8 protein-coding genes and 1 tRNA gene are annotated in these 11,418 nt (G+C 68.1%); 3 read left to right on the top strand and 6 right to left on the bottom strand.

The window, feature by feature from the left end:
- Nucleotides 1–56: 56 nt before the first annotated feature.
- Nucleotides 57–713 (bottom strand): ANTAR domain-containing response regulator, encoded by a 657-nt coding sequence (locus ACWGH4_RS21360; protein WP_159693015.1) that lies wholly within the window; start codon nucleotides 711–713, stop codon nucleotides 57–59.
- A gap of 95 nt (nucleotides 714–808) precedes the next feature.
- Between ACWGH4_RS21360 and ACWGH4_RS21355 the strand changes: the two genes are divergently transcribed.
- Nucleotides 809–894, top strand: a tRNA-Leu gene (locus ACWGH4_RS21355).
- Nucleotides 895–969: 75 nt separating this feature from the next.
- The gene (locus ACWGH4_RS21350) at nucleotides 970–1,755 is read left to right on the top strand and encodes a helix-turn-helix domain-containing protein (protein ID WP_453463153.1); all 786 of its coding nucleotides are present in this window, start codon (nucleotides 970–972) and stop codon (nucleotides 1,753–1,755) included.
- A 15-nt stretch (nucleotides 1,756–1,770) separates the two neighbouring features.
- Here the strand turns inward: ACWGH4_RS21350 and pyk are convergent, their stop codons facing one another.
- The 3 genes from pyk to ACWGH4_RS21335 form a co-directional block, all read right to left on the bottom strand.
- Nucleotides 1,771–3,195: a pyruvate kinase gene (pyk, locus tag ACWGH4_RS21345; protein WP_453463150.1), complete on the bottom strand. Its 1,425-nt coding sequence runs from the start codon at nucleotides 3,193–3,195 to the stop codon at nucleotides 1,771–1,773.
- Between the two features lie 134 nt (nucleotides 3,196–3,329).
- On the bottom strand, nucleotides 3,330–4,034 hold the full coding sequence (locus ACWGH4_RS21340; RefSeq protein WP_453463147.1) for an SIMPL domain-containing protein: 705 nt from the start codon (nucleotides 4,032–4,034) through the stop codon (nucleotides 3,330–3,332).
- Between the two features lie 1,127 nt (nucleotides 4,035–5,161).
- A complete protein-coding gene (locus ACWGH4_RS21335; RefSeq protein ID WP_453463145.1) occupies nucleotides 5,162–5,635 on the bottom strand; it encodes a hypothetical protein in 474 nt (157 codons plus the stop codon).
- A gap of 423 nt (nucleotides 5,636–6,058) precedes the next feature.
- Here ACWGH4_RS21335 and ACWGH4_RS21330 point away from each other — a divergent pair, with 423 nt between their 5' ends.
- Nucleotides 6,059–7,870, top strand: a complete 1,812-nt coding sequence (locus ACWGH4_RS21330; RefSeq protein ID WP_453463143.1) for a bifunctional metallophosphatase/5'-nucleotidase — start codon at nucleotides 6,059–6,061, stop codon at nucleotides 7,868–7,870.
- Between the two features lie 19 nt (nucleotides 7,871–7,889).
- Here the strand turns inward: ACWGH4_RS21330 and ACWGH4_RS21325 are convergent, their stop codons facing one another.
- Nucleotides 7,890–9,305, bottom strand: a complete 1,416-nt coding sequence (locus tag ACWGH4_RS21325) for a SidA/IucD/PvdA family monooxygenase (protein WP_441264365.1) — start codon at nucleotides 9,303–9,305, stop codon at nucleotides 7,890–7,892.
- Nucleotides 9,302–10,666 (bottom strand): pyridoxal phosphate-dependent decarboxylase family protein, encoded by a 1,365-nt coding sequence (locus ACWGH4_RS21320; protein ID WP_453463140.1) that lies wholly within the window; start codon nucleotides 10,664–10,666, stop codon nucleotides 9,302–9,304. Before ACWGH4_RS21320 ends, ACWGH4_RS21325 begins: the two co-directional genes overlap by 4 nt.
- Nucleotides 10,667–11,418: the final 752 nt, after the last annotated feature.

The raw sequence follows: 11,418 nt of genomic DNA, 5'->3' as shown, positions 1-11,418 counted from the left end.
GTATGTGACGCTGCCCCACCGCCCGTCCTCCGGACCGCTGAGCGCCCTGCCGCCGACTACTGTCCCTTCGCGGCCTTCTTCTCCTCGGCGTCCTCGATGACCGCCTCCGCCACCTGCTGCATCGACAGCCGGCGGTCCATCGACGTCTTCTGGATCCACCGGAACGCCGCCGGCTCCGTCAGCCCGTACTGCGTCTGCAGAATGCTCTTCGCCCGATCCACCAGCTTGCGCGTCTCCAGCCGCTGCGAAAGATCCGCGACCTCCTGCTCGAGCGCCTTGAGCTCGGTGAACCGCGACACCGCCATCTCGATCGCCGGCACGACGTCGCTCTTGCTGAACGGCTTCACCAGATACGCCATGGCGCCGGCGTCCCGCGCCCGCTCCACGAGGTCGCGCTGCGAGAACGCGGTGAGCATCAGGACCGGCGCGATGGATTCCTCCGCGATCTTCTCCGCCGCGGAGATCCCGTCGAGCACGGGCATCTTCACGTCGAGAATGACCAGATCCGGACGGTGCTCCCGCGCCAGCTCCACGGCCCGCTGCCCGTCACCGGCCTCGCCGACGACCGAGTACCCCTCCTCCTCGAGCATCTCCTTGAGGTCGAGCCGGATGAGCGCCTCGTCCTCGGCGATGACGACACGTGTCGTCAGGGGCGGGACGTGCGACTTGTCGTCGTCATCGGCGGCGGGCTGGGGCGACTCGGGGGCGGTCACGGGGCTCCTCGTTTCAGGACAGGGTGCTCCAGAAGAGCCTACCGAGCGGCGACGGACTGCGTGGAACCGGTACACTCCCTTGCAGCTCCCAGCCTGCCCGGTTGGAGGAACTGGTCAGACTCGCGGCACTCAAAATGCCGTGCCTTAGGGCATGTGGGTTCGAATCCCACACCGGGCACCAAAGCGGATGTTCACCTTCTCGTGAATATCCGCTTTTCGCTGCTCAGAGCGGTTGCGAGTGCCTGAATGTATCCCCATGCACTTTCACGCGCCGGAAACACGGCACCGGGCGATCGCGCTCCTTCGGGCCGGCGCCAAGAACGCCCATGTGGCTCGCATTCTTGGTGTCCCCAGCGGCACGATCAGCTACTGGAAGCATATGGACCGCGCCAAGCGGGGCGAGTGCCCCGGAGCGCACCGTTCGAGGTGTCCTCGATGCGACGGGGTCCTGAAGTGGTCGGTTTACGCCTATCTTCTCGGGCTCTATCTCGGTGACGGTCACATCGTTCAGAACCGGCCCTTGAGGACCCCGAGCCTGTCGATCGTCTGCGACGACTCATGGCCCGGACTCATGGACGCCTGTGAGAGCGCCATGCGAACCGTCTTCCGCGACAACGCGGTGTGCCGGGTGCAGCGCAGGGGGAGCCACGAAGTGAAGCTCTACTCGAAGCACCTGTGGTGCCTGTTTCCCCAGCACGGCCCCGGCAGGAAACACGAGCGCAAGATCGCGCTCGAACCCTGGCAGCAGGAGATCGTCGACGCTCACCCGTGGGAATTCGTCCGAGGACTCGTCCATTCCGACGGCTGCCGGAACATGAACTGGACCACCCGGGTCGTCAATGGCGAGCGCAAGCGCTACGAGTACCCCCGGTACTTCTTCACCAACGTCTCCGACGACATCCGGCAGCTCTACACCGACACGCTCGACAAGCTCGGCGTCAAGTGGACGCACTGCACCCGCAACGGCAGTCCGTACAACATTTCCGTCGCCCGACGCGCGTCCGTCGCGCTCATGGACGCGCACGTCGGGCCGAAGTACTGAATCCCCCCTCCGCCGCTACAGACTCTCGCCGATGCGGTGTACGCGGACCAGGTTCGTCGAGCCCGCGACGCCCGGTGGGGAGCCGGCCGTGATGACCACGATGTCGCCCCGCTCGCAGCGGCCGATGCGCAGCAGCTCCTCGTCGACCTGGGCGACCATCGCGTCGGTGGACCCGACGTGCGGGCCGAGGAAGGTCTCGACGCCCCATGTGAGGTTCAGTTGGGAGCGGGTGGCGGGGTCGGGGGTGAAGGCAAGGAGAGGGATCGGGGAGCGGTAGCGGGAGAGGCGTTTGACGGTGTCGCCGGACTGGGTGAAGGCGACGAGGAACTTGGCGCCGAGAAAGTCACCGATCTCGGCGGCCGCGCGGGCCACGGCGCCGCCCTGGGTGCGGGGCTTGTTCCGGTCGGTCAGCGGGGGGAGGCCCTTGGCGAGGACGTCCTCTTCCGCCGCGATGACGATACGGGCCATGGTGCGGACCGTTTCGACCGGGTATTTGCCGACGCTGGTCTCGCCGGAGAGCATCACCGCGTCCGTGCCGTCGATGACGGCGTTGGCGACGTCGGAGGCTTCCGCGCGGGTGGGGCGGGAGTTGTCGATCATCGAGTCGAGCATCTGGGTGGCGACGATGACCGGCTTGGCGTTGCGCTTGGCGAGCTTGATGGCCCGCTTCTGCACGATCGGTACCTGCTCCAGGGGCATTTCGACGCCGAGGTCGCCGCGGGCGACCATGATCCCGTCGAACGCGGCGACGATGTCGTCGATGTTCTCGACCGCTTGCGGCTTTTCGACCTTGGCGATGACGGGCAGGCGGCGGCCTTCCTCGTCCATGACGCGGTGGACGTCGTCGATGTCGTTGCCGTTGCGGACGAAGGAGAGGGCGATGACGTCGGCGCCGATGCCGAGGGCCCAGCGGAGGTCTTCGATGTCCTTTTCCGACAGGGCGGGGACGGAGACGGCCACACCGGGGAGGTTGAGGCCCTTGTGGTCGGAGACCATGCCGCCTTCGACGACGGTGGTCGTGACGCGGGGGCCGTCGATGGCGGTCACCTCGAGGGCGACCTTGCCGTCGTCGACGAGGATGCGTTCGCCGCGGCTGACGTCGGAGGCGAGTCCCTGATAGGTGGTGCCACAGATGTGGCGGTCGCCCTCGATGTCCTCGGTGGTGATGGTGAACGTGTCGCCGCGTTCAAGCAGTACGGGTCCCTCACGGAAGCGGCCGAGACGGATCTTCGGGCCTTGAAGGTCCGCGAGGATGCCGACGCTGCGGCCGGTTTCGTCGGAAGCCTTTCGTACGTGGTGGTAGCGCTCCTCGTGGTCGGCATAGGTGCCGTGGCTGAGGTTGAAGCGGGCGATGTCCATTCCGGCGTCGACGAGTGCCTTGATCTGCTCGTACGTGTCGGTCGCGGGGCCCAGGGTGCAGACGATTTTTGCTCGGCGCATGTTTCGAGCCTATGGCTTACCGGTCGGTAGAGAATTGGGCGTGCGTGACTACTCAACAACCTTTGCATGAAGGGCTATTGACAAGTGTTGAATTGTGCGCACGGGCGCTCGGATGAGCAGGGGACGCCTTCCGCTCACAATTGCGGCGGTGTCATGGTGAAGCGCGCGTTCACCTGGGCGTAGACCGTCTGCCGCTGTGGCTCGAGGTCGAGAGCGGGGGCGGCCTCCGCGCCGGCGGCTCCGGCGAAGCCGCGCACGCTGCCGGGCGGGGCGGGCATGGCATAGCGGGGCGGGGCGGCTTCTGCTCCGATGTCGGCGAGCTCGACGAGGGCGGCGAGTCTGCCGCCGACGGCTTCGGCGTATTCGCGGGCGCGCTGGACGGCTTCCCGTACGGCCTGGCGCCGGGCTTCGCCGTGGGCGGGCGAGTCCGGACGCAGTGACCACCAGGGGCCGTTGACGTGGGTGAGCTCGAGGTCGGCGAGTCGGGTGGTGAGCTCGCCGAGGGCGGTGAAGTCGCTCAGTACGGCGGTGATGTGGACGCGGCCGTGGTAGGCGTGGATGCGTTCGCCGCGGCCGTGCTGGGTGAGTTGGGGCGTGACGGAGAATGCGCCCGTCTCGAGCTTCTCGACCGCCTGGCCGTAGGACTTGACGAGGTCGAGTGCGGCGGCGTTGCGGCGGGTGAGGTCTTCGAGGGCGGTGCGCCGGTCCTTGCCGCGGGCGCTGATGGTGATGCTGATGCGGGCGATCTCAGGGTCGAATTCGATGCGTGCCTCGCCGCGTACCGCGACCCGCGGTTGTTCGGGTGTGGCGTAGGGGGAGGTGGGGGTGTCAACGGTCATCAGGTTCCTCGGACACTACGGGCCGAGCTCTTGGCAACAGCCGTGTGGGGCAAAGTCTCTCGCACGGGAGTGCCCTCGCGCCATGTCCGCGTGCTCTGCGCACAGGATCGTCGACAGACGGCATGGCGCCTGTGAGGTCTTGTTCCTGCTGTGTGATTCATGCACTCTGCTGCGCTGTCTGTTCGCCTCAGCACCAACAGAGACTGGCAACACTTGAGCGCAGGCACGACACGACAGGGTTCACGACGCCTTCCGGGCCTGTTTCCATCCTGCGTGTGCTGCTCCAGTTCAATCCGCCGAGGTAGTTCACCTAGACATGTCGAGATCTACGGTATCTCGACATGTCTTACACAGGCGCCATCCCCACTGCACCGAATCGTGGTACGACAGCCAAGACGGAATCGGTCTGGGGTTGGATTCTCAGCCCCTGCCGACAGCCCCGTGCCGCCCGGAAGGGGCAACCACTACTGATCACCTCTCAGTCGCCAACTCCTTCGTGCCCACCGGCAAAAAAGAGCAACGACCCGTCGAAAAACCGACGGGCCGTCGCTTGGACACGAGTTGAGCTGACGGCTTTTCTGACCGATCGACGCCCACCCATGGAACGTATCCGCTTACTCCGTGAAGTACTTCCACTCCGAACACGCACTCGGAGAAGTGTCCTCAATTCCGTTAAACGTGCACACCTTCATCCGGTATGAGTAGACACTCACGACATCACGCGTGAACTGGCTGTAGCTGATGTAGCCCTTACCATTGTAGGAGGAATGCAGAGGCACCCAACCCCTGGCGTTCACCTCAAGGTAGCCTCGGACACCGCGACCGTCCGCATAGTTGTCATAGACGCGAAAGATATCTCCGTCATCTACGTGCACCATAGCGGCCGAATGCCCGTTCGGGGCGCTCGAGTTGTTCAAGTACACCCACGTGTTGCCACTGTAGGCTGAGGCTTCAGTGCTCAACCCCAGGGCAAGCACAGGGGCAGCGATCAGCGCCGAAAGACGCAGGGGCCAGGATTTCAACGAGGGAACTCCTCTGCTTTTTGGATGCCACAGGCACCTCGTTCACGGGCGAAGAAGCGAACTGCACTGCTCGCCATTCAGGCAGCGGCAATGCTGGGCATCGCACTACTCCGAGAAAACCTTATAGGAGGAACATGCAGCCGGGATGGAATCTTCTATTCCATCTACCGTGCACACCTTCATCCGGTATTTCCGGCCCGCCTTGACGTCGTACTGGAACTGGCTGTAGCTGATGTAGCCACTGCCATTGTACGAGGAATGGATTCTTACGTACCCCCCCTGCTCCACCTTGAACTCGTCAAGGTAGCCTCGGACACCGCGACCGTCCGCATAGTTGTCATAGACGCGAAAGATATCTCCGTCATCTACGTGCACCATGGCGGCCGAATGCCCGTTGGGGGCGCTCGAGTTGTTCAAGTACACCCACGTGTTGCCACTGTAGGCTGAGGCTTCAGCGCTCAACCCCAAGGCAAGCACAGGGGCAGCGATCAGTGCCGAAATGCGAGATGGCCAAGTTTTCAACAAAGAGGCTCCTCGGTCTGCGCTTTCAGATTGCCCTTTCCGGAACGTCATGAGCATGCCACAAGAAATCCATGACCGCCCATCATTTCTCCACTATTGAGGAAGATTTGAGGTTTGTGGACCCTGTGCTGCTACTGAAAACCTTGGCGCCTTCGTCATTGATTGCGACAGACGCCTATAACGCGTCAAAGTGGCCAGTTCTCGCCCACGACGGTTCAACAAAACAGGGAAAGGCTCGTCTCTGCGACCTCGGCAAGGCTGGGATGAATGGCCACGCCCCGCCGCCCGCGCCACCTGCCTGCCTCGACTCGCGGGGTGCGGCGCTGGCGCTTTAGAGCTCCTCGTTTGTGGGCCCGAGCCATGCACTGGCGTCAGGTTTCCCGGGCCTTGCCAGCGGCTGGTGTGGGCCGGAGCCTTTCGCAAGGGGGTGCCGCTGCGCCAGAATCTACGCGCGTTGTGCATGTGATCGAGGGAGACGAAATGCCGCTGAACCGTAGGACGTTCCTTGAGCGGTCGGCCGCCGCCGGGGCGGGTGCCGCTGTCGCGGGGGTCGCCGCCGCGCCCGCGGTGGCCGAGGAGCGGGGCGAGGAACACGGGCACGGACGTCCGCGGAAGCGGTACTCGTTCACCGTGCTGGGGACGACGGATCTGCACGGGAATGTCTTCAACTGGGACTATTTCACGGACAAGGAGTTCGACGACAAGGCGCACAACGACGTGGGCCTGGCGAAGATCTCGACGCTGGTGAACCGGATCCGTGAGGAGAAGGGCCGGCACAACACGCTGCTGATCGACGCCGGTGACACGATCCAGGGCACTCAGTTGTCGTACTACTACGCCAAGGTCGACCCGATCACGGCCGAGCGCGGTCCGGTGCATCCGATGGCGCAGGCGATGAACGCCATCGGCTACGACGCCGCGGCGCTCGGCAACCACGAGTTCAACTACGGCATCCCGGTGCTGCGCAAGTTCGAGGAGCAGTGCGACTTCCCGCTGCTGGGTGCGAACGCGCTGGACGCGAAGACGCTGCGGCCCGCGTTCCCGCCGTACAGCATGCACCGGCTGCGCACGCCGCACGGGCGTGATGTGCGGGTGGCCGTTCTCGGTCTGACGAATCCGGGCATCGCGATCTGGGACAAGCAGAACGTGAGCGGCAAGATGGTCTTCCCCGGCCTGGAGGAGCAGGCGGCGAAGTGGGTGCCGAAGCTGCGCTCGATGGGCGCGGACGTGGTGGTCGTCTCGGCGCATTCGGGTTCCAGCGGCACGTCCTCCTACGGTGACCAGTTGCCGTACGTCGAGAACGCGGCGGGTCTGGTGGCCGAGCAGGTGCCCGGTATCGACGCGATCCTGGTGGGGCACGCGCACACGGAGATACCGGAGTACTTCGTCACCAACAAGGAGACCGGTCAGCAGGTGGTTCTCTCCGAGCCGCTGAAGTGGGGGCAGCGGCTGACGCTGTTCGACTTCGACCTGGTGTGGGAGAGGGGCCGCTGGGTCGTGGAGCGGGTCGGGGCGCAGGTCCTGAACTCGAACACGGTCGCCGAGGACCCGAAGGTCACGGGTCTGCTGGGTGACGAGCACAAGAAGGTCGTGGCGTACGTCAACCAGGTCATCGGCACGTCGACGGCGGCGATGTCCACGGCCGACGCGCCGTGGAAGGATGAGCCGATCATCGACCTGATCAACCATGTCCAGGCCGAGACGGTGAAGGCCGCGCTGGCGGGCGGCGAGTACGCGGCGCTGCCGGTGCTGTCGCAGGCGTCGTGCTTCTCCCGGACGGCGGCGATCCCGGCGGGCGAGGTGACGATCAAGGACGCGGCGGGGCTGTACCCGTTCGAGAACACCCTCGAGGCGCGGCTGATGACGGGTGCGCAGCTGAAGGAGTATCTGGAGTTCTCGGCCCGGTACTACGTGCAGACTCCGGCCGGGACGCCGGTGGACACCTCGAAGCTGACGAACGCGAACGGGACGCCGGACTACAACTACGACGCGGTGTCGGGTCTGGCGTACGAGGTCGACATCGCGAAGCCGGCTGGTTCACGGATCGTGAAGCTGTCCTTCGAGGGCGCCCCGGTCGACCCGGCCGCGCGGTTCGTGCTCGCGGTCAACAACTACCGGGCGAGTGGGGGCGGCAATTTCCCGCACATCGCCGCGGCGCAGCAGTTGTGGGCGAACTCGGAGGAGATCCGGAACACGATCATCGCGTGGGTGCAGGCGAAGGGTTCGGTGGATCCTGCGGAGTTCGCCTCTGTGGGCTGGAAACTGACGCGGGACGGCGTACCGGTGTTCTAGACCTCCCCGCGCGGGCCGTCTAGCGCTGTGATTGCAGTGGTGTGAGCGGGGGCGTCTGGCCGGGAATGCCGGGCGCCTCCTGCTGCTGGAGGCCGAAGCTGGTGAAGGCGGTGCGGCGGGGCAGCGGGTAGTGCTCCTTGCCGGTGAGGGAGTTGAGGATGCTCGCGCTGCGCCAGGCGGCGAGCCCGAGGTCGGGGGCGCCGACGCCGTGGGTGTGGGCCTCGGCGTTCTGGACGTAGAGGGATCCGCTGACGGCGGGGTCGAGGTCGAGGCGGAATTCGCTGTCGACCAGGGGGCGGCCGGCGCGGTCGCGGCGAATGTAGGGGTCGATGCCGGCGAGGAGCCGGGTGAGCGGGCGTTCGCGGTAGCCGGTGGCGAGGACGACGGCGTCGGTGGTGAGGCGGGAGCGGGTGCCCTGCTGGATGTGTTCGAGGTGGAGCTCGACCCGGGTGGTGGCGACCCGGCCGGCGGTGCGGACGGTGACGCCGGGTGTGAGGACGGCGTCGGGCCAGCCGCCGTGCAGGCTGCGGCGGTAGAGCTCGTCGTGGATGGCGGCGATGGTGTCGGCGTCGATGCCTTTGTGGAGCTGCCATTGGCGGGGCAGCAGCTCGCTGCGGACCTTTTCCGGCAGGGCGTGGAAATAGCGGGTGTAGTCGGGGGTGAAGTGTTCGAGGCCGAGCTTCGAGTACTCCATGGGTGCGAAGGCTTCGGTGCGGGTCAGCCAGTGGAGCTTCTCGGCCCCGGCGGGGCGGGCGCGGAGCAGGTCGAGGAACACTTCGGCGCCGGACTGGCCCGAGCCGATGACGGTGACGTGCTCCGCGGTGAGGAGCCGTTCGCGGTGCTCCAGGTAGTCGGCGGAGTGGAGGACGGGCACGCTGGGGGCGTCGGCGAGCGGGCGCAGCGGTTCGGGTACGTACGGCTCGGTGCCGACGCCGAGTGCGACGTTGCGGGTGTAGGCGCGGCCCAGTGCCTCGGCCTCGCCGTCGGCGTCGAGCTGGGTGAAGTCGACCTCGAACAGGTCGCGTTCGGTGTTCCAGCGGACGGCGTCGGCCTGGTGGCCGAAGTGCAGGCCAGGAAGGTTGTCGCCTACCCAGCGGCAGTAGGCGTCGTACTCGGCGCGCTGGATGTGGAAGCGCTCCGCGAAGTAGAACGGGTAGAGCCGGTCGCGGGCGCGCAGGTAGTTGAGGAACGACCAGGGGTTCGCGGGGTCGGCCAGGGTGACGAGGTCGGCGAGGAACGGGACCTGGAGGGTGGCGCCCTCGATGAGGAGTCCGGGGTGCCACCGGAAGGTGGACCGCTGCTCGAAGAAGGTGGTGGCGAGTCCGCCGGGGACGCCGTGGGCGAGTGCGGCGAGGGAGAGGTTGAACGGGCCGATGCCGATGCCGACGAGGTCGTAGGGGCGGTCGGGCTGCTGGGCCGGTGGTGTGGCGGTCATCGGGGGGTGCTGCCTTCCACGAGGTCGGTGAGGGTCTGCAGGGCGCCGGTTGTGGTGTGGGGGTTGAGCAGGGTGGCCTTGAGCCAGAGACGGCCGTCGGCGCGGGCCCTGCCGAGGACGGCGCGTCCCTGTACGAGCAGGGCGCGCCGGATCCCGGCCGTCTGTTCGTCGCTCGCGCCGGTGGGCCGGAACAGGACGGTAGAGAGGGTGGGCCGTTCGTAGAGCTCGAGGCGCGGGTTCTTGTCGACGAGGTCCGCGAGGTCCTGGGCGGCGGCGCAGGTGCGGTCGACGAGGGCGGCGAGGCCGGTGCGGCCGAGTGCCTTGAGGGTGACGGCGATCTTGAGGATGTCGGGCCGTCGGGTGGTGCGCAGGGAGCGGCCGAGGAGGTCGGGCAGTCCGGCGTCGGTGTCGTCCTCCGCGTTGAGGTATTCGGCGGTGTGGCCGAGCGGCGCGAGGCGGGCGGTGTCGGGTACGGCGAGGAGTCCGGCGGCGACCGGCTGCCAGCCGAGTTTGTGCAGGTCGAGCGTGACGGAGTGGGCGCGTTCCAGACCGGTGAGGAGGTGGCGGCGTTCGGTGCTGAAGAGGAGCGGGCCGCCGTAGGAGGCGTCGATGTGCAGTTCGGCGCGGTGGCGGTCGGCGAGGGCGGCGATCCGGTCGAGGGGGTCGATGCGGCCGGTGTCGGTGGTGCCCGCGGTGGCGACGACGAGGACCGGGCCGTGGAGGCGGGTCAGTGCGTCGTCCAGCGCGGCCGGGTCGTCCAGGGGGACGGGGAGGGGCCCGGGCAGTCCCAGGAGCCAGGCGGCGCGGCGGACGGAGTGGTGGGCGCTGTCGTCGCAGACGACCTGGACCGGTGTGCCGACGCGCTCGCGTGCGAGAAGGAGGGCGAGCTGGTTGGACTCGGTGCCGCCGGTGGTGACGATCGCGTCGGGGGCGGTGCGGCCGGGGTACACCTCCGCCGCGAGCGCACGGGTGACCTGTGCCTCCAGTTCGGAGGCCCCGGGCGCCTGGTCCCAGGAGTCCATGGACGGGTTGAGCGCGGAGGCGGCGAGGTCGGCGGCGACGGCCAGTGCGAGGGGCGGCGTGTGGAGGTGGGCCGCGCACAGGGGGTCGGCGGGGTCGGCCGCGCCGTGGGCGACGGCGCGGACGAGGGTGCGCAGGGCGGGGGCGGCGCCGGCGCCGTGCTCCGGGAGTACGTCACCGAGGCTTTGACGCATCAACGCGGCGACGGCGTCCGGCCCGCCGGCGGGTACGGGGCCGCCGCGGGCGATCGCGCCTTCGCCGAGTGCGTCGAGCACGAGCGCGAGCAGGGGGCGCAGGGCGTCGGGGCCGGTGATTCCTCCCGCGAGGGGCGGGGTGTTCATGAGGCGGGGTCCTTCGGCGAGGCGCTGGGGTGTCACCCGGCGGGTGTCACCCCACGGTGGCGAGGGGCCCGACGGGGCGCCCGCAGATCTCAACGATCGGAACCCGAAAGTGGTATCGCCTCACGGGAGGGAGGGGGTGGGGGCGGGCGGCTGGTATGGGCGCGTGCGTGCGTCTGCGGGGGCGCGGGGTCCACTGCGCGGGGCGTGGCCGCCGGGCGGGGTCCGCTGGGGGGCGCCGAGGCGCGGGGTCCACCGGGCGGGAGCGGTCCGCTGCGCGAGGGCGTGACCGCGGCCCGGGCGCGTGGCCCGCTGCACGAGGGCATGGCCGCCGGGCGAGCGCGTTGCGTGAGGGCCTCGCCGCCGCGTGGCCCGATGCCGGGAACGTGGCTCCCTGCCGGGGGCGAGGTCCGCCGCCCCGGCGCGTGGCCCGCTGCACGAGGGCATGGCCGCCGGGCGAGCGCGTTGCGTGAGGCCTCGCCGCCGCGTGGCCCGATGCCGGGAACGTGGCTCCCTGCCGGGGGCGAAGTCCGCTGCCCCGGCGCGGGGTCCGCTGCACGAGGGCATGGCCGCCGGGCGAGCGCGTTGCGTGAGGGCCTCGCCAGCGGGCGCGTGATCCGCTACCGGCGGCGGGGCCACCGGGCGGGGTCCGCTGCCAGTGGCGGGTCCGCTGCGCGGGCTTGTCCCCTACCCGCCCCTTCCCGAAACCGGGCTCCGCCCGGACCCGTCACCGCGCTCCGCGCGGTGTTTCGGGG

The organism is Streptomyces sp. NPDC054847 (assembly GCF_053610925.1).
Note: the sequence above shows the minus strand (reverse complement) of the source record. Positions and strands in the feature narration are given on the sequence as shown.